Annotated in this window: 23 protein-coding genes and 2 tRNA genes; 4 read left to right on the forward strand and 21 right to left on the reverse strand. The window is 71.3% G+C overall.

Annotation, left to right across the window (positions count from 1 at the left end; all coding sequences use genetic code 11):
* Nucleotides 1–36: 36 nt before the first annotated feature.
* Nucleotides 37–110, reverse strand: a tRNA-Ile gene (locus ACYVF4_RS01070).
* A 44-nt stretch (nt 111–154) separates the two neighbouring features.
* A complete protein-coding gene (locus tag ACYVF4_RS01075) occupies nt 155–1,237 on the reverse strand; it encodes a DMT family transporter (protein WP_460720709.1) in 1,083 nt (360 codons plus the stop codon).
* Between the two features lie 45 nt (nt 1,238–1,282).
* Here ACYVF4_RS01075 and def point away from each other — a divergent pair, with 45 nt between their 5' ends.
* Nucleotides 1,283–1,849, forward strand: coding sequence for a peptide deformylase (def, locus tag ACYVF4_RS01080; protein WP_460718890.1), 567 nt, complete (start codon nt 1,283–1,285; stop codon nt 1,847–1,849).
* Nucleotides 1,850–1,886: 37 nt separating this feature from the next.
* Here def and ACYVF4_RS01085 read toward each other — a convergent pair whose 3' ends face one another.
* From ACYVF4_RS01085 to dusB, 6 genes are all read right to left on the reverse strand, one after another.
* The gene (locus ACYVF4_RS01085) at nt 1,887–3,128 is read right to left on the reverse strand and encodes a hypothetical protein (RefSeq protein ID WP_460718892.1); all 1,242 of its coding nucleotides are present in this window, start codon (nt 3,126–3,128) and stop codon (nt 1,887–1,889) included.
* A 101-nt stretch (nt 3,129–3,229) separates the two neighbouring features.
* Nucleotides 3,230–3,302: transfer RNA gene (locus ACYVF4_RS01090), tRNA-Asn, on the reverse strand.
* A 62-nt stretch (nt 3,303–3,364) separates the two neighbouring features.
* Entirely contained in the window at nt 3,365–4,153 is a 789-nt protein-coding gene (locus ACYVF4_RS01095; protein ID WP_460718894.1) for an ATP-binding cassette domain-containing protein, read from the reverse strand.
* A 45-nt stretch (nt 4,154–4,198) separates the two neighbouring features.
* Entirely contained in the window at nt 4,199–6,058 is a 1,860-nt protein-coding gene (gene dnaG, locus ACYVF4_RS01100) for a DNA primase (protein ID WP_460718896.1), read from the reverse strand.
* Nucleotides 6,058–7,398, reverse strand: a complete 1,341-nt coding sequence (locus ACYVF4_RS01105; protein WP_460718898.1) for a deoxyguanosinetriphosphate triphosphohydrolase — start codon at nt 7,396–7,398, stop codon at nt 6,058–6,060. The genes dnaG and ACYVF4_RS01105 overlap by 1 nt, the downstream gene beginning before the upstream one ends.
* Nucleotides 7,388–8,563, reverse strand: a complete 1,176-nt coding sequence (gene dusB, locus ACYVF4_RS01110; protein WP_460718899.1) for a tRNA dihydrouridine synthase DusB — start codon at nt 8,561–8,563, stop codon at nt 7,388–7,390. The genes ACYVF4_RS01105 and dusB overlap by 11 nt, the downstream gene beginning before the upstream one ends.
* A 68-nt stretch (nt 8,564–8,631) precedes the next feature.
* Between dusB and ACYVF4_RS01115 the strand changes: the two genes are divergently transcribed.
* Nucleotides 8,632–9,135, forward strand: a complete 504-nt coding sequence (locus tag ACYVF4_RS01115) for a glutathione peroxidase (protein ID WP_460718901.1) — start codon at nt 8,632–8,634, stop codon at nt 9,133–9,135.
* A 6-nt stretch (nt 9,136–9,141) separates the two neighbouring features.
* Here the strand turns inward: ACYVF4_RS01115 and ACYVF4_RS01120 are convergent, their stop codons facing one another.
* Genes ACYVF4_RS01120 through recO form a run of 3 tightly spaced genes read right to left on the reverse strand, consistent with a single transcriptional unit; the run spans nt 9,142 to nt 11,397 of the window.
* A complete protein-coding gene (locus ACYVF4_RS01120; RefSeq protein ID WP_460718903.1) occupies nt 9,142–9,810 on the reverse strand; it encodes a DsbA family oxidoreductase in 669 nt (222 codons plus the stop codon).
* 55 nt (nt 9,811–9,865) lie between these two features.
* Complete coding sequence (locus tag ACYVF4_RS01125; protein WP_460718905.1) at nt 9,866–10,666, reverse strand: isoprenyl transferase; 801 nt, start codon at nt 10,664–10,666, stop codon at nt 9,866–9,868.
* Nucleotides 10,663–11,397, reverse strand: a complete 735-nt coding sequence (recO, locus tag ACYVF4_RS01130) for a DNA repair protein RecO (protein ID WP_460718907.1) — start codon at nt 11,395–11,397, stop codon at nt 10,663–10,665. Before recO ends, ACYVF4_RS01125 begins: the two co-directional genes overlap by 4 nt.
* A gap of 63 nt (nt 11,398–11,460) precedes the next feature.
* Between recO and ACYVF4_RS01135 the strand changes: the two genes are divergently transcribed.
* Nucleotides 11,461–12,147, forward strand: coding sequence for a trimeric intracellular cation channel family protein (locus ACYVF4_RS01135; RefSeq protein WP_460718909.1), 687 nt, complete (start codon nt 11,461–11,463; stop codon nt 12,145–12,147).
* A gap of 20 nt (nt 12,148–12,167) precedes the next feature.
* On the opposite strand, the gene leuA is transcribed toward ACYVF4_RS01135, so the two are convergent.
* Entirely contained in the window at nt 12,168–13,928 is a 1,761-nt protein-coding gene (gene leuA / locus ACYVF4_RS01140; protein ID WP_460718911.1) for a 2-isopropylmalate synthase, read from the reverse strand.
* A 220-nt stretch (nt 13,929–14,148) separates the two neighbouring features.
* Between leuA and ACYVF4_RS01145 the strand changes: the two genes are divergently transcribed.
* The gene (locus ACYVF4_RS01145; RefSeq protein WP_460718913.1) at nt 14,149–14,787 is read left to right on the forward strand and encodes a hypothetical protein; all 639 of its coding nucleotides are present in this window, start codon (nt 14,149–14,151) and stop codon (nt 14,785–14,787) included.
* Here ACYVF4_RS01145 and era read toward each other — a convergent pair whose 3' ends face one another.
* From era to hemW, 9 genes are all read right to left on the reverse strand, one after another.
* Nucleotides 14,788–15,705 carry a GTPase Era gene (gene era / locus ACYVF4_RS01150; RefSeq protein ID WP_460718915.1) on the reverse strand — a complete coding sequence of 306 codons (918 nt, stop codon included), beginning with the start codon at nt 15,703–15,705 and terminating at the stop codon, nt 14,788–14,790.
* The gene (locus tag ACYVF4_RS01155; RefSeq protein WP_460718917.1) at nt 15,702–17,048 is read right to left on the reverse strand and encodes a hemolysin family protein; all 1,347 of its coding nucleotides are present in this window, start codon (nt 17,046–17,048) and stop codon (nt 15,702–15,704) included. The genes era and ACYVF4_RS01155 overlap by 4 nt, the downstream gene beginning before the upstream one ends.
* Nucleotides 17,045–17,515 carry an rRNA maturation RNase YbeY gene (gene ybeY, locus ACYVF4_RS01160; protein WP_460718919.1) on the reverse strand — a complete coding sequence of 157 codons (471 nt, stop codon included), beginning with the start codon at nt 17,513–17,515 and terminating at the stop codon, nt 17,045–17,047. Before ybeY ends, ACYVF4_RS01155 begins: the two co-directional genes overlap by 4 nt.
* Complete coding sequence (locus tag ACYVF4_RS01165; protein WP_460720710.1) at nt 17,512–18,540, reverse strand: PhoH family protein; 1,029 nt, start codon at nt 18,538–18,540, stop codon at nt 17,512–17,514. Before ACYVF4_RS01165 ends, ybeY begins: the two co-directional genes overlap by 4 nt.
* Nucleotides 18,541–18,583: 43 nt before the next feature.
* Nucleotides 18,584–18,931 carry an HIT domain-containing protein gene (locus ACYVF4_RS01170; RefSeq protein ID WP_460718922.1) on the reverse strand — a complete coding sequence of 116 codons (348 nt, stop codon included), beginning with the start codon at nt 18,929–18,931 and terminating at the stop codon, nt 18,584–18,586.
* A 24-nt stretch (nt 18,932–18,955) separates the two neighbouring features.
* Nucleotides 18,956–19,693 carry a 16S rRNA (uracil(1498)-N(3))-methyltransferase gene (locus ACYVF4_RS01175; protein WP_460718924.1) on the reverse strand — a complete coding sequence of 246 codons (738 nt, stop codon included), beginning with the start codon at nt 19,691–19,693 and terminating at the stop codon, nt 18,956–18,958.
* A gap of 4 nt (nt 19,694–19,697) precedes the next feature.
* A complete protein-coding gene (dnaJ, locus tag ACYVF4_RS01180; RefSeq protein ID WP_460718926.1) occupies nt 19,698–20,813 on the reverse strand; it encodes a molecular chaperone DnaJ in 1,116 nt (371 codons plus the stop codon).
* Nucleotides 20,814–20,868: 55 nt separating this feature from the next.
* Nucleotides 20,869–21,912 (reverse strand): heat-inducible transcriptional repressor HrcA, encoded by a 1,044-nt coding sequence (gene hrcA, locus ACYVF4_RS01185; protein ID WP_460718928.1) that lies wholly within the window; start codon nt 21,910–21,912, stop codon nt 20,869–20,871.
* A gap of 99 nt (nt 21,913–22,011) precedes the next feature.
* Complete coding sequence (hemW, locus tag ACYVF4_RS01190; protein WP_460718930.1) at nt 22,012–23,229, reverse strand: radical SAM family heme chaperone HemW; 1,218 nt, start codon at nt 23,227–23,229, stop codon at nt 22,012–22,014.
* Nucleotides 23,230–23,233 lie beyond the last annotated feature (4 nt).

Genomic DNA, 23,233 nt, shown 5'->3' on the forward strand with positions numbered 1-23,233 from the left:
AACCGGCGGCGGGCCGTCAGACCCGCCGCCGGGAGGTAGGGCGGGTGGGACTTGAACCCACGATCGTCGGGTTATGAGCCCGCTGCCTTGACCAGCTTGGCCACCGCCCCTCGCCTACGAGCCTAGGCCACGCGAGCACGGCCAAAGCGGACCCTCAGCGCCGGTCCGGCCCGTCGACCTCGGGGTCGCGCACCGGAGGCTCCGGCCACACCCGCGCCACCGCCTCGGTCACCCGCAGCGAACCGGTGCTCGGGTGCGGTGCGTCGCCGGCATCGCTCCCCCGCGCGATCGGGATCTCCTGACTGTCGCTCAGGATCTGCGGGTGGTAGCGCGCCAGCTGCAGCACGCCCCACACCGCGATGGCGCCGACCACGCCGAAGGCGATGTAGGCCCACAGCGGGGCTCCCGAGGCCTCGCCGAGGACGAGCAGGCCGATGAGGATGGCGACCATCGGGTCGATCACGGTCAGGCCGGCGATCACGAGGTCCGGCGGGCCCGAGGAGTAGGCGGTCTGCACGAAATACGCCCCGAGGACGGTTCCGGCGATGAGAGCGGCCAGGCAGGCGAGCGTGAGCCACTCGAAGTCCCCGTCCTGGATACGCTTGATCACGACCTTGGCGAGGGTGGCGACGAAACCGTAGATGACCCCCGCCGCCATGATGTAGAACAGCGCGCCCATCCGGCGCCGCAGCCACGCCCACAATCCGCCGAAGACGACGGCGACGGCGGCCAGCAGCAAGAGGATCGTGATCAGCTGGGTGTTGCTGATGCGCTTCTCGGTGGCGTAGAGCGCGGCGATCGTGACGAACACGAAGATGCCGCCCACGCACGCGGCGATCGCGATGAGCGAGCGCTTGGTCGGCGTGTGACCGCTGATCCGGGCGTTGAGCAGCGTGGTGACGACCAGCGCGATCGCTCCCAGCGGCTGGACCACGATGAGCGGGGCGAAGCTGAGCGCGGCGAGCTGGCAGACGATGGCGCACGCCAGCATGAGCGTGCCGATGACCCAGGACGGGCGCGAGAGCAGCCGGAGCATCTGCGCGCGGCTCAGTCCGTGGCTGGCGACCGAGCCGCTGAGGACCTCGACCTTGAGCACGCCGCGGTGCTGGTACTGCGCGCCGAAGGACATGAAGACGGCGCCGAGCAGTGCAAGGGGGATGCCGATGAGGATGCCGGGGTTCTGGAAGGCGCCGACCAGCTGGTCGCCCACCTCTTCGAACTCGTTCGCCGACCAGATCACGACAGAACCCTAACCGTCCGGGTGGCTCGATAGGCTCAAGGCGTGGCCGTTCTCCCGATTCGCATCATGGGCGATCCCGTCCTCCATTCCCCCGCTGTCGCCGTCGACGAGGTGACTGACGACATCCGGCGCCTCGTGGCGGACATGTTCGAGACGATGGATGCCGCTCCCGGCGTGGGCCTGGCGGCGCCGCAGGTGGGCGTCGCCCTGCGCATCTTCACCTACTCGTACCAGGATGACGACGGTTCGCCGTGGCGCGGGGTGATCCTCAATCCCGAGTTGTGGATGCGGCCGAGCGAGCCCGGCGACCCCGACCCGGACGAAGAGAGCGAGGGGTGCCTCTCGTTCCCGGGCGAGCGCTTCCCGCTCCGTCGCTCCGATGCGGTCCTGGTCACCGGCACGGATCTCGAGGGCGCTCCGGTGCGCATCGAGGTGGACGGCTGGCGTGCCCGCATCATGCAGCACGAGTTCGACCACCTCGACGGCGTGCTCTACATCGACCGCATCGGCGACGGCGACTGGAAGACCGCCCAGAAGATCGCGCGCAAGCGCGGCTGGGGCAGGCCCGGGCATGCGTGGACTCCGGGGGTCGACGACCTCGAACCCTGATCGTCAGCGTTCGAGGCCGGTCGACCCCCGGCGTCGCCTATCGCTTGGCCCGATAGATGTCGCCCATGTTGGTGCCGAAGTAGAACACGCCGCCGACGACCGCGAGGCTGGTCGCCGTACCGCGCATCTCGGTGGTGATGGAGCCGCCGTGCCACGTGTAGGACCAGTTGGGCACGGGGATGTCGATGTTCATCACCGCCGACCAGGTGAGTCCGTCCGTGGACGCGTAGACCGTGTCGTCCGCCGTCGTCCCGTTTGCCCGCACGAGCGCGTAGACGGTGCCGCCGTCGACGTAGAAGTCGCTGAGCACCCCGCCGGTGCTGCCGAGGGTCGCCGACTGCGTCGTGGGCTTGCCGGTCGCCGCGGTGTTGTACACCCACACGGTGTTGTTGGCCGCCTTGCCGATGATCTTGCTGCCGAACGAGACGACCGTGTGCGCGTCGTGGATGCCGGCGGCCACGCTCGACGGCATCGTGAGGGTCGACCAGGCGCCGTTGGAATAGACGTCCATGACCTTGTTGCGCATACCGTACTGGTCCGCGACGGTCGCCGACGCGTAGAGCTTGCCGCCCGCGACCGACAGCCAGTAGTAGCGGTCCTGGTCGTGCGAGCCGATCTGGGATGAGCGGACTTTCGCGATCTGCCAGGTCTTGCCGCCGTCCGCGGACTTCTTGATGGCCGCAAGATACGGGGCGCTGCCGTATACGGCCGTGTTCGGGTTGACGATGCTTCCCGCCAGGAAGATCTCGGTTCCCAGCGTCGCCACGTCGAAGACGTGGACGAACGGCGTCGCGGCGGCGTACGCCCACGCCCCGCCCCGGTCGGCGGCGAAGCCCGCGTTCGAGGTCCAGCCGACCTTGGGATCCACGTCGGCGGTGTAGATCGATCCGTCGAATACGCGCAACGCGTCCAGCTCCTCGCCGTTCACGGTCAGATGCCGGGTCTGCGCGCCGGTGGACAGGCTGTGCGAGTTCAGCGCGATGGGTCCGATGTTGTCGGTGTAGCTGCCCCACGATGAGTAGAGTTCGCCGCCCGACGAGGCGAGGTCGTGCAGCGAGCGATTCCAGTGGTCGGTGAGCGACGCCGCGTCGGTGTTGACCGCGAAGCGGGTACCCGAGATGGTGGGAGGAGCGGCGGGGGCGGGCGCTGTCTGGGCGGAGCCGCCCTTGCCGCCTTTGCCACCAGAGGGTTTGCCGGCCCAGGCGGGCGCGGCTCCGCCTGCGAGGACGGCGACGAGGGCGGTCGCGACGATGACGGATGCGAGGGGAGGTCGACTCATGTCTCTGAATATGTCGACCGGCGATTCCGCTGTCTGTAGGCCTTATGGGGGACATTCACCGCGAAATGGAAAAGCCCCGAGGTGGAGCTCGGGGCCTTCCGCTCCCCCACTTGGACTCGAACCAAGAACCTATCGGTTAACAGCCGATTGCTCTGCCAATTGAGCTATGGAGGAATGCGTCCCGCTCGTGCGGGCAACCACACCATCGTAGCAAAGGCCGGAGGGTGCTCCGTACGTCACGTGACGATGAGCCGCCGATCCAGGGGCGTCCCGGGTGTCCACAGCAGTTCGTCGGGGTCGTGACCGAAGGCCACGGGATGGCCGGCGTCGAGCACGAGCACGTCCGCGTCGAGCTCTCGGATGACGGCGGCGTCGTTGGTGACGACGAGCGCCGCCATCGCGTCCTCGCGACGGCGGCGGAGCACCGCGTCGCGGGCGGCGCGGCGCACCTCCACGTCGAGATTGGCGAAGGGCTCGTCGGCCACGAGCAGCCGAGGCTGCAGGACCAGGGCGCGCGCAAGTGCCACCCGCTGGCGCATCCCCGCACTCAGCTCGTAGGGATACTTCGCCGCGGTGCCGAGGGGAAGCATCAGCTCGTCCAGCAGGGCCGCGACCCTCACGGCCAGTGCCCGCTGGTTCACGCGGCGGTCGCGACCGGTGATCGGCTCGGCGATCACCTCGGACACGGTGAGCCGGGCCGGCAGCTTCGCTCCCGCCGACTGCGGGAGGTAGCCGGTGGCGTAGTCCAGATAGCGGTGGGCGCGGCCGGGATGACGCACCGAGACGCCCTCCACGAGCGCGTCGCCGCCCACGACACTGAGGCCGTCCTCGTCGACGCCGGCCAGCACCGCCGCCAGCGACGACTTGCCTGACCCGGTCGCGCCGACGACGGCCAGCGCGCCCCCGTGCGGCACCACGAAGGACACCCCGTCGATCACGCGCTGATCATCGCCCCGGCGGGAGTTGCGGACGATCGACAGATCCACGCAGCGGATGGCGGCATCCGGGTCTCGACGGCGGGACATGCCCTCATCCTGCCGTGCGCGCCACCCCCACGCCACCCGACGCGCTCACCCGTCGGCGGCCACGCGCTGCCGCTCGAGGTCGAGCTCGCGCAGCTGGAGCCGGATTCTGCGGCCTTCCGTGCTGTCGGGGGCGACGCGCTGGACCGCGCCGAGCAGCTCCGCCTTCTGCCGGTCGAGGCCGCGAACCAGGATGCGGCGGGCGAGGTCGGTCGTCGAGGCCAGCGCCGCGGCGTCGGTGAGGGCGGGGAAGTCGGCCGCGAGGAGCTCGGCCGCGAGGGTGCGGTACGGCTCGCGCACGGCGCCGACAGCCTCGGACGACCATCCCGGCCGGTCCAGATCCTCCGCCGCCTCGATCGCCTGCCGCACGGCATCCAACGCCGGATGCCGGAAGGGCTGGGCGAGCGACCGCGCGAGCAGATCCCGATCCACGCGGTGGCCGAACTGCAGGAATCCCATCAGCGCGTCGCGCTCGAGGGCGATCTCGGCCGTCCGCGGCAGGGAGGCGATCGTCACTCCCGGGGCAGCGCCCTCGGCAGGGGCGTCCGCGCCGCGCGCCGCGGATGCCGGCCGCGCATCTTCCCGGGGCGCACTGCGGGACGATCTCTCCACCTCCCGACGCACATCCTCGGTGTCCATGCCGAGCCGCCGTGCGAGGACGCGCACGTACTCGGGCTGCAGCAGCGGATCGCGGAGCTCTGCCACCACGGGCGCGGCCGCGCGCAGCGCACCCACCCGGCCCTCGACGCTGGCCAGGTCGAAGCCCGAGATGCGCTGGTCGAGCACGAACTCCACCATCGGAACCTTGGTCTCCAAGAGCGCCCGCACCGCGCCGTCGCCGCGACGCAGGCGCAGGTCGCAGGGGTCCAGGCCCTCGGGTCCGGTGGCGACATAGGTCTGGGCGTTGAAGCGCTTGGCATCCGCGAAGGCGCGCAGCGCCGCCTTCTGGCCCGCGGCATCCGGATCGAAGGTGAAGACCACCTCGCCCGCGGTGGAGTCGTCCCCCATCACGCGGCGGAGGACGGTGATGTGGTCGCCGCCGAATGCGGTGCCGCACGTCGCGATCGCCGTCGTGATCCCCGCGAGATGGCAGGCCATGACGTCGGTGTAGCCCTCGACCACGACCACGCGATGTTCGCGGGAGACGTCGCGCTTGGCGAGGTCGAGGCCGTACAGGACCTGGGCCTTCTTGTAGATCGTCGTCTCGGGCGTGTTCAGGTATTTCGGGCCGTTGTCGTCGTCGAAGAGGCGGCGGGCCCCGAACCCGATCACCTGCCCGGTGACGTCGCGGATCGGCCAGATCAAGCGCCCGCGGAAGCGGTCGTACACCCCGCGCTGCCCCTGAGAGACGAGGCCGGCCGACAGCTGCTCCTCGTCGGAGAATCCGGCAGCCTTGAGGGCCGTGTGCAGCGCTGACCACCCCTTGGGGGCGTACCCGACGCCGAAGTGGGCCGCCGCACCGGCATCGAAGCCACGCTCGCCCAGGAAGCGCCGGGCGATCTCGGCCTCACCCGATGACAGCTGGCCCCGGAAGTACTCCGCCGCCGTCGTGTTGGCCTTGTACAGCCGCGCGCGGCCGGTGCCCTCGGGGGCGGCGCCGCCGTCCTCGTAGTGCAGCGTGAAGCCCAGGCGGCCCGCCAGTCGCTCCACCGCCTCGGTGAAGGTGACATGGTCCATGCGCCGCAGGAAGGAGTAGACGTCCCCCGACTCGCCGCAGCCGAAGCAGTGGTAGAAGCCGGCCTGCGGGCGCACGTTGAAGCTCGGACTGCGCTCGTCGTGGAACGGGCACAGTCCCTTCAACGAGCCGACGCCGGCGGACTTGAGCGCCACGCGCTCGCCGATGATGTCGGCGATGTTCGTGCGTGCCTTGACCTCGTCGACGTCGGCCTGGCGGATCCTCCCCGCCATCAGACCGCCACCCGCGGAACGGTGCGGCCGGGCCGGCTGCCCGGCGCCCAGATGCCCAGCGACGCGGCATCCACCTCGCCGATCAACCGCCCGTGCCACGCGATCGCGAGCTGGTCGGTGAGGCTCGCCACCTGGTCGACGACGACCCGCCGCCGCGCCCGGTCATCGACGGCGGCGGCGAAGTCCTCGCCGTGCAGCGCGTCGAGCCGGTCCGGCTGCTCCCACAGCGCGGACGCGAGCCGCTTGAGCACGCGGCGCTGCTCCTTGTAGAGATCCTTCCGCCCCTCGATCGAGACCACCACGGCGCCGATGATGCCCTTCAGGACGGCCATCTCGGCCTCGACCACTCGCGGCACGACGACGTGCGCCCGGTAGCGCGTCAGGGACGGAACCGCGTACGCCTCGCGCGTCGCCGTCGTCGCCGCGCGCGCGAAGCGGCCGATGAGGTCCGAGGTGAGGTTCTTCAGCTGCGCCATCGACGACCGCGTGCCGTCAAAGGAATCGATCCATTCCGGCATCCGCATGAGTCGGTAGAGCGCGTCGGCGAGCTCGTCGCGGGCGAAGTCGAAGCCCACCCACGCCTGGATCGCATCCAGCAGCGCCTCGTGCTCCCGCACGTCGGCGAGCCGCGCGGGGTCGAGATAGCCGTTGACCATGGCGTCCTCGAAATCGTGCACCGAATAGGCGATGTCGTCCGAGAGGTCCATCACCTCGGCCTCGATGCAGCGGACCCGACCGGGAGCCCCCTCGCGCATCCAGCGGAACAGCGGCTCGTCGTCGGGGTAGACGCCGAACTTCAGTCGCCCGCCGGGGTCCGGGAGGGGGTGCTCCGAGGTCCACGGGTACTTGCAGGTCGCGTCCAGGCTCGCCCGCGTGAGGTTGAGGCCGAAGGAGCGGCCGCCGTCGTCGAAGACCTTCGGCTCCAGGCGCGAGACGATGCGCAGCGTCTGGGCGTTGCCCTCGAAGCCGCCGATGTCCTCTGCCCAGTCGTTCAGCGCGCGTTCCCCGTTGTGGCCGAACGGCGGGTGGCCGAGGTCGTGACTGAGGCAGGCGGTGTCGACGACGTCGGCGGCCAGCTGCAGCGACGTGGCGAGCTCGCGGCCGACCTGGGCGACCTCGAGCGAGTGCGTCAGACGGTTGCGGGCGAAATCCGCCGGGGACGCCGGGCTCAGCACCTGCGTCTTCGCCGCCAGGCGCCGCAGGGCCGCGGAGTGCAGCACGCGCGCGCGGTCGCGCGCGAAGTCGTCGCGCTGGGAGCGGTGGCGCTCGGCGTGGAACCGCTCGGCATCCTCGTCGGAGTAGCCGTGCGGACGCCCGGCGCCGCCGGCGTCAGCCGCCACTGTGGTCGAGCTCCGCAGCGGCCAGAAGCCGTCCGTCATCCGCCGCGAGAGCGCGCGAGTCCAGCCAGCCGTCGGGCAGCGCGGGACGCTTGGGGGTGCCCGCCCGGCCGCGCTGCCCTTCCGCCGCCGCCCCCGGATAGGGAGCATCCAGGTCCAGGGTGGCCAGCAGCGCGTCGATCTCGGCGAGGGTCGACACGGTGGCCAGCGCCGCGCGGGTGTCGCCGCCGACGGGGTACCCCTTGAAGTACCAGGCCACGTGCTTGCGGATGTCCCGGCACCCCCGCCCCTCGTCCTCGAAGAACTCCACCAGCAGCTCCGCATGTCGGCGGAAGGCCCTCGCCACGAACCCGAGCGTGGCGTCCACGGGTTCGCCGGATGCCGCGCCCGGACCCCCCAGGGCGCGGGCGAGGTCGCCGAACAGCCACGGCCGGCCCAGGCAGCCGCGACCCACGACCACTCCGTCGCAGCCCGTCTCGGACATCATCCGGCGGGCGTCCTCGGCCGACCAGATGTCGCCGTTGCCCAGGACGGGCACCGAGGTGACCGCCTCCTTCAGGCGCGCGATCGCCGACCAGTCCGCATTCCCCGAGTAGAACTCCGACGCCGTCCGCGCATGCAGCGCCACCGCGGCGACACCGGCATCCTCGGCGATCCGGCCCGCCTCGATATAGGTCAGATGATCGCCGTCGATGCCCTTGCGCATCTTGACCGTCAGCGGGATGCCGCCGGCGGCACGGGCCGCCCGCGTGACGATGTCGCGGAACAGCTCCGTCTTCCACGGCAGCGCCGCCCCGCCGCCCTTGCGGGTGACCTTCGGGACGGGGCAGCCGAAATTGAGGTCGATATGGTCCGCGCGGTCCTCGTCGACGAGGACGCGGACGGCCGACTCGACGGTTGCCGGATCGACGCCGTACAGCTGGATGGACCGCGGCGTCTCGGACTCGTGGTGGGTGATGAGCCGCATCGTGGTGGCGTTGCGCTCGACGAGCGCCCGCGACGTGATCATCTCGCTGACGTACAGGCCCGCGCCGTATTCGCGGCAGAGCCGCCGGAAGGCGGTGTTGGTGATGCCCGCCATCGGCGCCAGCACCACCGGCGCATCGAGTTCGATGGGGCCGATGCGCAGCGCGGGGGCGGGCGCGAGGACGGAGGACACGTCGTCCATTCTCACAGACTCCGCCGAATGTGCGCCGAGCCCGTCCCCACCCCCGCGGGGGCGCTTAGCCTGGGAGCATGACCGACGCCATCGCCACCGACGTCCGCCAGATCCCCTTCCACACGGCCGAGGGCGACGTCGCTTCTCTTGCCGACTACGCCGGCCGGGCCGTGCTCGTGGTCAACGTCGCCTCGCGTTGCGGGCTGACGCCGCAGTACGCTCAGCTCGAAGATCTGCAGCGCGCGTACGCCGATCGCGGGTTCACCGTACTGGGGTTCCCCTGCAACCAGTTCATGGGCCAGGAGCCCGGCACGATGGAGGAGATCCTCGACTACTGCGCCACGACGTGGGGCGTCACCTTCCCCGTGGCCGCGAAGGTCAAGGTGAACGGCCCGAAGGCTGCGCCCCTGTTCGCCGAGCTGCGCAAGACGCCGGACGCGGACGGGCGGAGCGGACGCGTGCAGTGGAACTTCGAGAAGTTCCTCGTCGCCCCCGACGGCACGGTGAGCCGGTTCCGGCCGCGGACGGCGCCGGATGACCCGCAGATCGTCGCGGCGATCGAGGCGGTCCTCCCCCGCTGACGCCGGTCAGCCGACGGCGACCCGCTCGGCCGCGACCTGGCGGACGATCTGCGCGAAGGCGGCCGCCGGCCGCGCACCCGACACCCCGTAGGTCTCGTCGATGACGAAGAAGGGGACGCCGGTGATCCCCCACGCCCGGGCCTGGGCCTGGTCCGCCGACACCGCCTCGCGGAATCGGCCCTGCTCGAGGGCGTGCCTCGCCTCGTCGGCGTCCAGCCCCGACTCGGCGGCGAGGGTCACCAGGTCGTCCACGCGGCCGACGTGGCGGCCCTCGGTGAAGTACGCCGCCATGAGCCGCTCGGCCATCTCGTGCTGGCGCCCGCGAGACTTGGCGTAGTGCAGCAGCTCGTGCGCACGGACGGTGTTGGTGTGCTGCAGCAGGTCGACTCGGTAGCCGAGGCCGGCCTCGGCCGCCACTGCGGTGACGCGCTCGAGCATGGCTCCGGCCTGCTCGCGCGAGATCCCCTTGTGCTGCACGAGGTAGTCGCTCTCGTCGCCCTCGAAGTCCTCGGGAGTGTCAGGTGAGAGCTCGAAGGAGCGGTAGACGACCTCCACCTCGGGCAGGTCGCCCTCCGCTGCGGCGGCGGCCAGCCCCTGCTCCAGGTTGCGCTTGCCGATGTAGCACCACGGGCACGCGATGTCGCTCCATACGTCGATTCGGATCTTGTCGGTCACGAAGAGACCCAACGCCCCGGCATCCGCGCTATTCCGCCACGCGAGCCGACGGCGCTCATCTCGGGCGGTCGACGGCCCCGCCGAAGCGCCGATCGCGGGAGAGGTAGAGCGAGATCGCGTGCCACAGGTCCGTGCGCGAGAAGTCCGGCCAGAGGGTGTCCAGAAAGACGAACTCGGCGTACGCCGACTCCCACAGCAGGAAGTTCGAGGTGCGCTGCTCGCCGCTGGAGCGGATGAAGAGGTCGACGTCGGGCATGTCCGGCTGGTAAAGGTGCCGGCGGATCATCTTCTCGGTGATCGCGGACGGCCGCAGGCGTCCGGCGGCCACCTCCTCGCCGATGCGGCGCACCGCATCGACGATCTCGACCCGGCCGCCGTAGTTGACGCACATCGTGAGGGTCATCACGTCGTTGTCCCGCGTGAGCTCCTCGGCGTACTGCAGCTCCTTGATGACCGAGCCCCACAGCCGGGGTTTGCGACCGGACCACCGCACCCGGACGCCCCACTCGTTCAGCTGGTCGCGGCGGCGATGGAGCACGTCGCGGTTGTAGCCCATGAGGAAGCGGACCTCCTCGGGCGACCGCGCCCAGTTCTCGGTCGAGAACGCGTACACGCTCAGATGGCGGACGCCGGCCTGGATGGCGCCGGCCACCACGTCCAGCAGGACCTCTTCGCCGGCCTTGTGCCCCTCGACGCGGGTGAGCCCGCGGTGGTTCGCCCACCGGCCGTTGCCGTCCATCACGATCGCGACGTGCGCGGGGACCCGGCCCTCGGGGAAGGCCGGCGGATGGACCCCGGTCCAGTCCAGGGGGCGGTAGGCGACGGCATCCCGATGGGTGTAGGGCTTGGGGGTCATCGCGGGGTCTCCGTGGGAACGTGGGCGAGCGAGCGGATGCCGCGCTCGAGATGCCACTGGGCGTAGGCGGCGATGAGCCCCGAGGCGGCCGATGACGCGCCGCGGCCGGCGTCGTCGATGACCTGCCAGTCCCCGGCCATGAGGGCGCGCAGGACGGCGGCGGTCGCGGAGTCCAGCCGCGCCGAGCCCGCCGGCGCGCAGGACGAGCAGACCATCCCCCCCAGCTGGGCGACGAACGACTCGTGCGGGCCGGTCGCGCCGCAGCGCGCGCAGTCGGTCAGGCCGGGAGCCCACCCCGACAGCGCCATCGCGCGCAGCAGGTAGGAGTCCAGGATCGCGCGCGCGGCGTGCTCGCCGCGCGCGAGGGCCCGCAGGCCCCCGACCAGCAGCAGGTACTGCTGCGGGGTCGCCTCGGCCTCGTTGAGCCGGTCGGCGGCCTCGACCATCGCGTGCGCGGCGGTGTAGCGCTCGTAGTGGACGACGATGTCGGCGCCGTACGCGCCGATCGACTCCGCCTGCTGCACGATGTCCAGCGAACGCCCCTCGTACATCTGGACGTCGGCGACCATGAACGGCTCCAGGCGCGAGCCGAACCGCGACGACGTCCGGCGCACGCCCTTCGCCACGGCACGGATCTTGCCGTGCCGCCGGCTCAGCAGCGTCACGATCCTGTCGGCCTCGCCCAGCTTGTGGGTGCGCAGGACCACGACCTCGTCGCGATAGGTGGGCACCCCTCGATTATCCGCGGTCGCGGCCTTCCGGGGCGCAGGCCGGGCCGGGCCGATAATGAGGGGATGGACGAGCCGCTGTTCGTGATCCCGCTGTGGGCGGACCTCACCGCCGTGGGACTGGGCGGCATCCAGGGCGCACTGTTCGCCTCGGGGTTCCGCGGTCAGCGACGTCTCGACCTGCTCGGGGTGGCGATCATCGGCATGGTGATGGGCATGGGAGGCGGGCTCATCCGCGATCTGCTGCTCAACGTCACCCCGGCGACGCTGCAGAGCAACTGGTATCTGCTCACGGCCACCGGCGCGGCGATCGTCGGGATGCTGCTGGCGGGCGTCTTCCAGCGCCTGAACGGCGTCATCGTGGGGCTGGACGCCCTGGTGATCGGGATGTTCGGCGCCTTCGGCACGAGCAAGGCACTGGGCCTCGGACTCCCGCCGGTGCCCGCGGTGCTCGTCGGGGTGTGCGCCGCCGCGGGAGGCAGCATCCTGCGCGACATCATGATGGGCCTGCCGGTGGCCATCATGCACGTCGGCTCGCTCTACGCCGTGGCTGCCGGCGCGGGCTGCGCGTTCCTCGCCGTGGTCCACGCGTTGGGCGCACCCCTGCTGATCGCGGCGATCGTGGGGATCGTCGTGACGGCGATCATCCGGCTGCTGGCGGTGATCTTCGACATCTCGCTGCCCGAGCAGCGGGCGCTGTACCGCCGCAAGGTCGCCGTCGAGACCGCCGCGATCCCGACCCGGCGCCCCTGACGGGGCGCCGGGTCGGGATCTCACACGCCCGCGAGCGCCCCCGCCTGTGCGCGGGTGCGGATCGCCCGGTTCACGCCCGAGACGATCGCCTTGAGGGATGCGGTGGAGATGTCGCCGTCGATCCCGACGCCCCACAGCCGGTCGCCGTCGACCTGCAGCTCGACGTAGGCCGCGGCCTGCGCGTCGCCGCCCGCGCTCAGCGCGTGCTCGACGTAGTCGTAGACGGTGACGTCGAAGCCGTGTCCGCGCAGCACCTCGAGGAAGGCGGCCACGGGCCCGTTGCCGCGGCCGCTCGCGGGAACCCGCTCCTCACCGTCGCGCAGGGTCACCTCGAGCAGGACGTCGCCGGACATGTCGCTCTGCGTGCGCGTGGACAGCAGCTCGAAACGGCCCCAGCGCTCGTCGGCGTCGTCGGCGGGCAGGTACTCGTCGGTGAAGATGGACCAGATCTGGTCGCTCGTGACCTCGCCGCCCTCGGCATCCGTCTTGGCCTGGACGACGCCCGAGAACTCGATCTGCAGCCGTCGCGGCAGGTCCAGGGCGTGGTCGGTCTTCAGCAGGTAGGCCACTCCCCCCTTGCCCGACTGCGAGTTCACGCGGATGACCGCCTCGTAGGAACGGCCGAGGTCCTTCGGGTCGATGGGCAGATACGGCACGGCCCATTCGAGGTCGTCCACCGGCACCCCGGCCTGCTCCGCGCGCGCGGCCATCGCCTCGAAGCCCTTCTTGATGGCGTCCTGGTGCGAGCCGCTGAACGCGGTGAAGACGAGGTCGCCCGCCCAGGGGCTGCGCTCCGGAACCGGCAGCTGGTTGCAGTACTCGGCGGTGCGCTTGACGTGGTCGATGTCGCTGAAGTCGATCTGCGGGTCGATCCCCTGCGTGAGCAGGTTGATGCCCAGCGCCACCAGATCGACGTTGCCGGTGCGCTCGCCGTTGCCGAACAGGCATCCTTCGATGCGGTCCGCGCCGGCCATGTAGCCGAGCTCGGCCGCGGCGATCGCGGTGCCGCGGTCGTTGTGCGGATGCAGCGACAGGATGATGTTCTCGCGGTGGGCCAGGCGTCGCGACATCCATTCGATGGAGTCCGCATAGACGTTCGGGGTGGCCATCTCGACCGTGGCCGGCAGGTTGATGATGACCTTGCGGTCAGCGGTCGGCTCGAGCACCTCGATCACCTGGTTGCAGATGTCGACGGCGAACTCCAGCTCCGTGCCGGTGTAGCTCTCGGGCGAGTACTCGTAGAACACGCGCGTCCCGGGGATGCGCGTCTCGAACTGCCGGCACAGCCGCGCGCCCTCCAGCGCGATGTCGATGATGCCCTGCTTGTCGGTGCGGAACACCACGTCGCGCTGCAGGACGCTGGTGGAGTTGTAGAGGTGGACGATCGCCTGCTTCGCGCCGGCGATGGCCTCGTAGGTGCGCTCGATCAGGTGGGCGCGCGCCTGGGTGAGCACCTGGATGGTCACGTCGTCCGGGATGAGACCCTCGTCGATGAGCTGGCGGACGAAGTCGAAGTCGGTCTGGCTGGCGGACGGGAACCCGACCTCGATCTCTTTGTAGCCCATCTGCACGAGCAGCTCGAACATGATGCGCTTGCGCTCGGGGCTCATCGGATCGATCAGCGCCTGGTTGCCGTCGCGCAGATCCACCGCGCACCAGCGCGGGGCGGTGGTGATGCGCCGGGACGGCCACGTGCGATCGGGCAGATCGACGCGGAGCTGATCGTGGTAGGGCCGGTACTTGTGGGTCGGCATGCCCGAGGGCTTCTGGGTGTTCTCCATGGTTCGTCGCTTTTCGTTCACGGCCCGGCCGCGCGGGCTGGCGGCAGGCTCGGGGCGGATGGTGCGGGCCGATGAGAAGCTCCGCGACGAGGAAGGCCCTAGAACGAGGACTCGTCGCGGCGGCTAAGAAGGAGAAGGATGCCGGCGCGCATGGGTCGATGCTACCAGGATGTCTTCGAAACGGCTGAGACGAACCAATTGTGCTCGACACTGTGAGGGTGTGAACCGCTCGCACCGACAATCTGCACTCGTCCTGACCGCCGCGACAGCGCTGCTGACGGTCCTGCTCGCCTCGTGCGCCACACCGGGTCGCCCCGGCGCGGCGGACCCCGCCCCCGCGGCGACGCTCGCCCCGCCACCGCCCCCCGCGGGCGAGGTCATCGCGCAGGGCACGGTCCTCGACACTGGAGACGACCCGCAGCTGTGCCTCGGCGGTGTCGCGGAGTCCTATCCGCCGCAGTGCACCGGCCTGCCGCTGCGGGGTTGGGACTGGGAGTCCGTCGAGGGCAGCGAGAGCTCGGACGGGACCACGTGGGGCGCGTACGCCGTGCAGGGGACCTTCGACGGCGAGACGATGACGGTGACCGCCGAGCCCATCATGCTGGCCCTCTACGATCCGATGATGATCCCCGACCCGACCGGCGGACGGCCGGGCACGGCATCCGAGGACACCCTCGCCCAGCTGCAGGAGGAGATCTGGGAGCGCCTGGGCGCACAGGCCCTCACCGCGTCGGCGATGGACGGGCGCCTGTGGGTGGACGTGGTGTGGGACGACGGCACGCTGCAGTCCGCCGTGGACGCCGACTACGGCGAGGACGTCGTCATCGTGCGTTCGGCGCTGCGGGAGCTCGCCGGCTGATCAGAAGCCCAGCCGGCCGAGCTGCTTGGGGTCGCTCTGCCACTCCTTGGCGACGCGCACGTGCAGGGACAGGAACACCCGCGTCCCCAGCAGCGGCTCGATCTGCGCGCGGGCCCGCGCGCCGACATCCCGCAGCCGGGAGCCCTTGTGCCCGATGATGATGGCCTTCTGGCTGTCGCGCTCGACGATGAGGTCGGCGTAGACGTCGGTGAGGTCGGAGTCCTCGCGGGGCGAGATGTCCTGGACGACGACGGCGATGGAGTGCGGCAGCTCGTCGCGGACTCCCTCGAGCGCGGCCTCGCGGATGATCTCGGCGATCCGGTCCTCGAGGGTCTCGTCGGTGACGACGTCCTCGGGGTACAGGGCCGGTCCCACCGGCATGAGCGAGAGCAGCTCGGCGGCCAGAAGGTCCAGCTGCTCGCGCGTGAGCGCGGACAGCGGGATGACCGCTGCCCAGTCCGGGCGGAGGGCGTCTACCTCGATGAGCCGCTCGGTGATCTGCTCCCGGGACGCCGCATCCGTCTTGGTCACGATGGCGACCTTCTTCGCCCTGCCGTAGCCGTCGAGGGACTCGGCGATGCGCCGGTCGCCCGGACCGATCTTCTCGGTGGCCGGGACGCAGAACCCGATGACGTCGACGTCGCCGAGCACCTGCTCGACGAGATCGTTCAGGCGCTGCCCCAGGAGGGTCCGCGGGCGGTGGAGCCCGGGCGTGTCGACCAGGACGAGCTGACCCTCGGGTCGGTTCAGGATGCCGCGGATCGCGCGCCGCGTCGTCTGCGGCTTGTCGCTCGTGATCGCCACCTTCTCACCGACCAGGGCGTTGGTGAGCGTCGACTTCCCGACGTTCGGGCGCCCGACGAACGTGGCGAAGCCGGACCGGGCCTGCGGGACGGGGGCGGTGTCTTCTGCGGTCATGGCGTGCTCCTCACGGTGCGCACTTCTCCGGTCTGGGATCGTGCGGTCGACGGCTCCGCCGGCGCGGCCTCGGTCTCGGCGTCGGCGTCCTCTTCTGCGGCCCGCTCGACGATGACCGTGGCCAGCCTCCCGCGGCCGCGGGACGCGCCGCCGGTCATCACCAGCCCCGCCAGCTGACCGGTCGCCCCGGGCTGCGGCACGCGACCGAGGGCCTTGCCCAGCAGTCCGCCCACGGAGTCGACGTCCTCGTCCTCGAGCTCGATGCCGAACAGGTCGCCCACCTCGTCCAGGCTCATGCGCGCGGACACGCGGAACCGGCCCGGGTCGAGCTCGACCACCTCGTCGCCGCGCGGGTCGTACTCGTCCACGATCTCGCCGACCAGCTCCTCGATGAGGTCCTCGAGGGTCACCAGGCCCGAGACGCCGCCGTACTCGTCCACGACCATGCAGACGTGCACGGCTTCGCGCTTCATCTGCTGCAGGAGCGTCTCGGCCTTCATCGACTCCGGGACGAACACCGCGGGCCTCGCGATGCGCAGGATCGGCGCGTCGCGCCAGCCGGCCTCGTCGCGGAAGCCGAACTGCACGAGGTCCTTCAGGTAGAGCAGCCCCACGACGTCGTCCGCCTCGTCGTCGACGATCGGGATGCGCGAGACGCCCTTCTCGAGGAAGATCGCCATCGCGTCGCGCGTGGTCGCCGACGCGTCGGCGGTCACCATGTCGGTGCGGGGCACCATGACCTCGCGCACGTAGGTGTCGGTGAACTCGAACACCGAGTGGATGAGCTCGCGATCGTCCTCTTCGATGAGCTCGTTCTCGGCCGCGTCGTCGATGATGCTCAGCAGCTGCTCCTCCGAGGCGAAGTTGCCGCCGCGGCGGACCCCCGGGGTGAGGCGGGTGCCGAGCGCGGCCAGCCCGTGGGCGAGGGGGCCGAGCAGGATGCGCACCCCGCGCACGACGGGAGCCGCGGCGCGCAGCAGCCCCGTCGCGTGCTGTCGCCCGACACTGCGGGGGCTGACTCCGACCACCACGTAGGACACGCCCGTGAGGATCACCGCCGCGGTGAGGGTCGCCCACCAGATGCTGTCGAAGATGAGCGTGAGCGCGACCGTCACCAGCACCGCCGCGGTCGTCTCGGCCAGCACGCGGATGAAGGCCACGGCGTTGGCGTGGGCGTCGGGATCGATAGCGATCTTCCGCAGCGATGAGGCGTTCGGGCCGGCAGATCCCCACTCGGCCAGATCGGCGCGGGAGGTCACCGACAGCGCCGCGTCGAGGGCGACCATGAGGGCGCCGAACGCCAGCAGGACCCCCGCGGCGATCAGCAGCAGAGTGGGTGTCATGGGCGCTCGCGTCGTCGTTCGCCGTGCTGGAACCCCACGATGAGGTCCTTCTGCAGCGCGAACATCTCCCGCTCCTCGTCCGGCTCGGCGTGGTCGAAGCCGAGCAGATGCAGCAGCCCGTGCGTGGTGAGCATCACCAGCTCGTCCATCGTGGAGTGCTTGGCGGCGACGGCCTGCGTCTCGGCGACCTGGGGGCACAGCACGATGTCGCCGAGCAGACCGGGCGGGGTGGGCTGGTCCTCGGTGCCGGGGCGCAGCTCGTCCATCGGGAAGCTGAGGACGTCCGTGGGGCCCGGCTCGTCCATCCACTGCACGTGCAGCGCCTCCATCGCCCCCTCGTCCACCATGAGGATGGCGACGTCGGCGTCGGGGCTGATGTGGAGCTCGGCGAAGTTGTGCTCCATGAGGCGCAGCAGGACGGTCTCGTCGACCGCCACGCCGGACTCGTTGCTGATCTCGATGGTCATGAACGTCCCCGCTTCGGAAGATGGTCGCGCGGTCCGGCCGGCCGCGAGTGCCCGCGACGGTCGGCGCGGGAGGCGAACTCCGCCGCCTCGTCCCGCTCGCGTCGTGCGGCCAGCCGCCGTTCGTCGTACTCGGTGTACGCGTCCACGATGCGCCCGACCAGCGTGTGGCGCACGACGTCGTCGCTGGTGAGGTAGGCGAAGTGGATGTCGTCGATGGTGTCGAGCACCCGGGTCACCAGCCGCAGGCCCGACGCACCCTGGGGCAGGTCGATCTGGGTGATGTCGCCGGTGACGACCATGCGCGTTCCGAACCCGAGCCGGGTGAGGAACATCTTCATCTGCTCGGGGGTCGTGTTCTGCGCCTCGTCGAGGACCACGAAGGAGTCGTTGAGCGTGCGGCCGCGCATGTAGGCCAGCGGCGCCACCTCGATGGTGCCCGTGGCGATGAGCTTGGGCACCAGCTCGGGGTCCATCATCTCGTTGAGCGCGTCGTAGAGCGGTCGCAGGTAGGGGTCGATCTTGTCGGTGAGGGTTCCGGGCAGGAAGCCCAGACGCTCCCCCGCCTCGACGGCGGGACGGGTGAGGATGATCCGGCTCACCTCTTTGCGCTGCAGCGCCTGGACGGCCTTGGCCATGGCGAGGTAGGTCTTGCCGGTGCCGGCGGGACCGATGCCGAACACGATGGTGTTCTCTTCGATGGCGTCGACATACGCCTTCTGGCCGAGGGTCTTGGGCCGGATGACCTTGCCGCGGGAGGACAGCACCGCCTCGCCGAGCACCTCGGACGGACGGGGGCTGCCGTCGGAGCGCAGGATGCGGCTGGACGAGGCGACGTCGGCCGGATCGAGTCCCTGGCCGGCGCGGGTCATCTCCAGCAGCTCGTCCACGAGGCGGCGGGCGGCCGCCACGGCGTCGGCGTCGCCGGTGAGGGTGATCTCGTTGCCTCGCACCAGCACATCGACGTCCGGATGCTCCTTCTCGACGACGCGCAGCAGTCTGTCCTGCGGACCGAGCAGCTGCACCATGGCCACGCCGTCGGCGTAGACGCGCTGCGTCGTGGGCGAATCGTCAGGCACCGACACTCTTCTCTTCCAGTCCACCGGCCAGCACGTGCGCGTGCACGTGGAAGACCGTCTGCCCCGCCCGCGGGCCGGTGTTGAACACCAGGCGGAAATCGCCGTCGGAGTGCTCCGCGGCCACGGAGTTCGCCAGCCCGATCAGCTCGCAGAGAAGGTCCGGGTCTCCGGCTGCCAGTTCCACGACATCGCGGTACTCCTGGGACTTCGGGATCACCAGCAGGTGGACCGGCGCCTGGGGGGCGATGTCGGCGATCGCGAACGCGTTCTCGGTCTCGGCGATGATGTCGGCGGGGATCTCTCCCCGCAGGATGCGCGTGAAGATCGACGGTTCGCTCATACCCGCCAGTCTAACGAGGCGGTGTCACCACCGGCCGAGCACGACGCCGACCACCGCCAGGGCGGCGGGCCCCGCCGTCGAGGTGCGCAGGACCGTGTCGCCCAGGCGCACGGCGGTCGCACCCGCCTCGACCAGGCGCTCCCGCTCCTGCTCGGTGATGCCGCCCTCGGGCCCGACGACCAGCACGATCTCGCCCTGCTCGGGAGCTTCTCGCAGGACCGCGGAGAGCGGACGATCGGCGGCGGGGTCGAGCACCAGCATCCGGGACCGACGCGCGCGCTCGGCGAGCTCGGCGGTCGTGACCGGCGCCGCCACGTCGGGGACCCAGGCCCGGTGCGCCTGCTTGGCGGCCTCCCGGACGATCGACGTCCACCGGTCGCGCCCCTTCTGCGCCTTCGGGCCCTCCCATCGCGACACGCTGCGGGCGGCCTGCCAGGGCAGGATCTCGTCGACGCCGAGCTCGGTCGCCGCCTGGACGGCCAGCTCGTCGCGATCGCCCTTGGCCAGCGCCTGCACGAGGACGACGCGCGGCGCCGCGGCGGGCACGTCGCGGCGCGTGCTCACCCGGACCGACACCTCGCGCGGCGAGACCTCGGCGCACACGCCGGTCAGCCACGTGCCCCGTCCGTCACCCACCGTGACCTCTTCGCCGACGCGGACCCGCCGCACCACGGCGGCGTGGTGCGCCTCGGCGCCGGTGAGCACGATCGTGCCGCCGGCGGCGACCGACGAGGCGTCGTCCGCGACGAAGTGAAGCGCCACCGGATCAGCCGTTGCGGAATCGGTCGCGGAGCTTCGCGAACAGGCCCTGGTGGAACTCCGCGAGGCGCGGGCCGGGGGCCTTCGTGCGGCGGGCGAACTCCTCGATCAGAGCGCGCTCCTTGGCATCCAGCCGCGTCGGGGTCACGACGTGGACTCCCACCTTGAGGTCGCCACGCTGGGTGCCGCGCAGCGGCGTGATGCCGCGCCCCTTGATGGTCAGCATGTCACCGGCCTGTACGCCGGGGCGCAGCTCGAGGTCGACGGGGCCGTCCAGCGACGAAATGGTGGTCGTGGTGCCCAGGATCGCGTCGGGCATGGATACCTCGATGGTGGCGAGCAGGTCGTCGCCGTCCCGGCTGAAGACCTCGTGCGGCGACACCGTGACCTCGACGTAGAGATCGCCGTGCGGGCCGCCTGCCGGGCCCACCTCGCCCGAGCCGGGGAGCTGGAGCCGCAGGCCGGTCTCGACGCCGGCGGGGATCTCCAGCGACACGGTGCGGCGGGCGCGCACCCGGCCCTGCCCCTGACACGTCGCGCACGGGTACGGGATCGTGGTGCCGTAGCCCTGGCACACGGCGCAGGGCTGGCTGGTGACGACGTTGCCCAGCAGACTGCGCACCTGTCGCTGCACGTGACCGCTGCCGTGGCAGATGTCGCACGTGACCGGCGACGTGCCCGGCTGACAGCACGAGCCCTCGCAGGTCTCGCACAGCACCGCGGTGTCCACCTCGATGTCGCGGTGGACGCCGAACACCACGTCCCCCAGCTCCAGGGTCACCCGGACGAGGGCGTCCTGCCCGCGCTCGCGACGCGACCGCGGGCGGCCGCCGCGCGCGCCGCCGGCGGCGGCGCCGAAGAACGTCTCGAAGATGTCGCCGAAGCCGCTGAAGCCGCCGGCCGCGCCGCCGAAGGGCGAGTCGCCGCCCATGTCGTACCGCGCCCGCTGCTCGGGGTCGCTGAGCACGTCGTACGCGTGGGTGACGAGCTTGAACCGCTCGGAGGCGTCCTCCCCCGGATTCACGTCGGGATGCAGCTGACGGGCCAGCCGCCGGTACGCCTTCTTGATCTCGTCCGCCGTCGCGTCCCGCGAGACGCCGAGAACCTCGTAGTGGTCAGCCACTTTCGCCTTCCTGGCCGCGCACCCGGCGCGGCATCGTCCTGGGGGTCGCCCGCTCTCAGCGGGCGCCCTCGTCCTCTTCCAGCAGCCGGGTCAGGTAGCGGGCCACCGCCCGCACCGCCGCCAGATTCGTCGGGTAGTCCATGCGCGTGGGGCCCAGCACGCCGACGCGGGCGCGCTCCCCCGTGGCGTCGTAGTCGCTGGTGAGCACCGAGGCCTCGCCCAGGCCGAACGGCTCGTTCTCGCGTCCGATGCTCGCCGCCAGCCCCTGCTCGTCGGCGACCATCTCACCCATCAGGCGCAGCAGCGTCACCTGCTCCTCGATGGCCTCGAGCAGCGGGTAGATGCTGCCGCGGAAGTCCGCCTCGCGCCGGGCGAGGTTCGCGCTGCCGGCCATGACGAGACGGTCCTGGCGGAAGCCCTCGAGCTCCTCGCCGACGACCCGCAGCACGGCCGCCGTCGCCGCGTGACGGCCGGTTCCCGCCGTCGAGGCGGCGCCGGCGAGATGCTCGTCGATGCGCTGCACGCCGTCGCGGACGGCGCGCCCCACGAGCATCGTGCCGATCTCGGCGCGCATGCGGGCGAGCTCCGACTCGTCGAAGTCGTCGTGCACGACCGCCAGACGCTGCGAGACCCGCCCGGTGTCGGTGACGACGATCACCAGCATTCGCCCCCCGCCGAGCTGGACGAGCTCGACATGCGAGACGGTCGCGCGGGCGAACGAGGGGTATTGGACGATGGCGACCTGGCCGGTCAGCTGCGACAGCGCACGCACCGTGCGCGCCAGCGCGTCGTCCAGATCGCCGGGACCGTCCAGGAACGACGCGATGGCGTGCCGCTGGGCGGGGCTGAGCGGGCGCAGCTCGGCGAGGTGGTCGACGAAGACGCGGTAGCCCTTGTCGGTGGGCACGCGCCCCGAGGAGGTGTGAGGGGCGACGATGAGGTCCTCGTCCTCGAGCAGGGCCATGTCGTTGCGGATCGTGGCGGCAGAGACGCCGAAGGCGTGGCGCTCCACGATCGCCTTGCTGCCGACCGGCTCGCGCGTGTCCACGTAGTCCTGGACGATCGCGCGCAGCACCTGCAGACCCCGTTCGCTGACCATCGTCTCCCTCGCTGGCACTCCTCTTGCGCGAGTGCCAATCCTACCGCCGTCCGGGCCGGGGGTTCGCGAGAACCGCGGGGCATTCCCTCCGGATGCCGGTCACCGGGTCAGCGCATGGGCGACGACGTCGGCCAGCAGCCGTCCGCGCAGCGTCGGCACCGCCCGGCCGCGAACGGCGGCGGCGCCCTCGAGCAGACCGTCGGCGATGAGCGCGGCCACCGCGGTGCGCGCCTGCGCGGTCAGCTCGCCGAGATCGAGCCCGTCCCGGATGCGCGTACCCAGCAGCACCCGCTCCGCGTGACGCGCCTCGGGGCTCAGCCGCTCCCGCCCCTGCGCCGGGGAATGCCCGGCGGCCAGGCGCTGGGCGTACGCGGCGGGATGCCGGACGTTCCAGAAGCGCGTGCCGGCGATGTGGCTGTGGGCGCCGGGACCGAAACCCCACCAGTCCGTCCCGCGCCAGTACGCGAGGTTGTGCCGGGAGCGGAAACGGTCGCCGCGCGCCCAGTTCGACACCTCGTACCAGGAGTAGCCCGCCGCGGCGAGGGCGGCGTCCGCCTCTTCGTACATGTCCGCCTGCAGGTCGTCGTCCGGCATCGCGACCTCGCCGCGCCGGATGCGGCGGTGAAGGGCAGTCCCCTCCTCGACGATGAGGGCGTAGGCGGACACGTGGTCCGGGGCGTGCGAGAGCGCCTCGTCCAGCGTCCGCCGCCAGTCCTCGAGGCTCTCACCGGGCGTGCCGTAGATGAGGTCGAGGCTGACCTGGAGGCCGGCGCCCCGCGCGGCGCGGACGGCGGCGGCCACGTTGGCGGGCTCGTGCGTCCGGTCCAGGGTGTGCAGGACGTGCGGCACGGCCGACTGCATCCCGATGCTCAGCCGCGTGACCCCCGCCTCGGCGAGCAGGGCGACGGACTCGCCCGTGACGGTGTCGGGATTGGCCTCGACCGTCACCTCGGCGTCCGGGTCGAGGCCGAACGCCGCCGTCACCGCCTCGAGCATCCGGCCGAGGTCTCCGGCGGGCAGGAGCGTGGGCGTCCCGCCTCCGAAGAACACCGTCGCGGCGGGCCGCAGCGGGCCCACCGCCTCGAGGGCCGTGCGGGCGAGGTCGATCTCGCGCCGAACCTCGTCGGCGTAGTCCTGCTGGCGCGCACCGCGCAGTTCCGAAGAGGTGTAGGTGTTGAAGTCGCAGTAGCCGCAGCGCACGCGGCAGAACGGCACGTGCAGGTACACCCCGAAGGGCGTGCTCGGGTCGACGTGGGTGTCGGCGGGAAGGACGCCGCCGGGCGGCACCGGCTCGCCGTCCGGGAGCGCGGAGGGCATCAGC

The sequence above is a fragment of the Microbacterium aureliae genome, assembly GCF_054780155.1.

Bases quoted from the DNA above. Each gene is read 5' to 3' on its own strand.
- ACYVF4_RS01115 (WP_460718901.1), top strand. From the start codon at position 8,632: ATGACCGACGCCATCGCCACCGACGTCCGCCAGATCCCCTTCCACACG.
- ybeY (WP_460718919.1), bottom strand. From the start codon at position 17,515: ATGACCATCGAGATCAGCAACGAGTCCGGCGTGGCGGTCGACGAGACC.
- era (WP_460718915.1), bottom strand. From the start codon at position 15,705: ATGACCGCAGAAGACACCGCCCCCGTCCCGCAGGCCCGGTCCGGCTTC.
- ACYVF4_RS01170 (WP_460718922.1), bottom strand. From the start codon at position 18,931: ATGAGCGAACCGTCGATCTTCACGCGCATCCTGCGGGGAGAGATCCCC.
- leuA (WP_460718911.1), bottom strand. From the start codon at position 13,928: ATGGAGAACACCCAGAAGCCCTCGGGCATGCCGACCCACAAGTACCGG.
- ACYVF4_RS01135 (WP_460718909.1), top strand. From the start codon at position 11,461: ATGGACGAGCCGCTGTTCGTGATCCCGCTGTGGGCGGACCTCACCGCC.
- ACYVF4_RS01095 (WP_460718894.1), bottom strand. From the start codon at position 4,153: ATGTCCCGCCGTCGAGACCCGGATGCCGCCATCCGCTGCGTGGATCTG.
- dusB (WP_460718899.1), bottom strand. From the start codon at position 8,563: ATGGACGACGTGTCCTCCGTCCTCGCGCCCGCCCCCGCGCTGCGCATC.
- dnaG (WP_460718896.1), bottom strand. From the start codon at position 6,058: ATGGCGGGGAGGATCCGCCAGGCCGACGTCGACGAGGTCAAGGCACGC.
- ACYVF4_RS01085 (WP_460718892.1), bottom strand. From the start codon at position 3,128: ATGAGTCGACCTCCCCTCGCATCCGTCATCGTCGCGACCGCCCTCGTC.
- hemW (WP_460718930.1), bottom strand. From the start codon at position 23,229: ATGCCCTCCGCGCTCCCGGACGGCGAGCCGGTGCCGCCCGGCGGCGTC.
- ACYVF4_RS01155 (WP_460718917.1), bottom strand. From the start codon at position 17,048: ATGACACCCACTCTGCTGCTGATCGCCGCGGGGGTCCTGCTGGCGTTC.
- hrcA (WP_460718928.1), bottom strand. From the start codon at position 21,912: ATGGTCAGCGAACGGGGTCTGCAGGTGCTGCGCGCGATCGTCCAGGAC.
- ACYVF4_RS01165 (WP_460720710.1), bottom strand. From the start codon at position 18,540: ATGGTGCAGCTGCTCGGTCCGCAGGACAGACTGCTGCGCGTCGTCGAG.
- ACYVF4_RS01125 (WP_460718905.1), bottom strand. From the start codon at position 10,666: ATGACCCCCAAGCCCTACACCCATCGGGATGCCGTCGCCTACCGCCCC.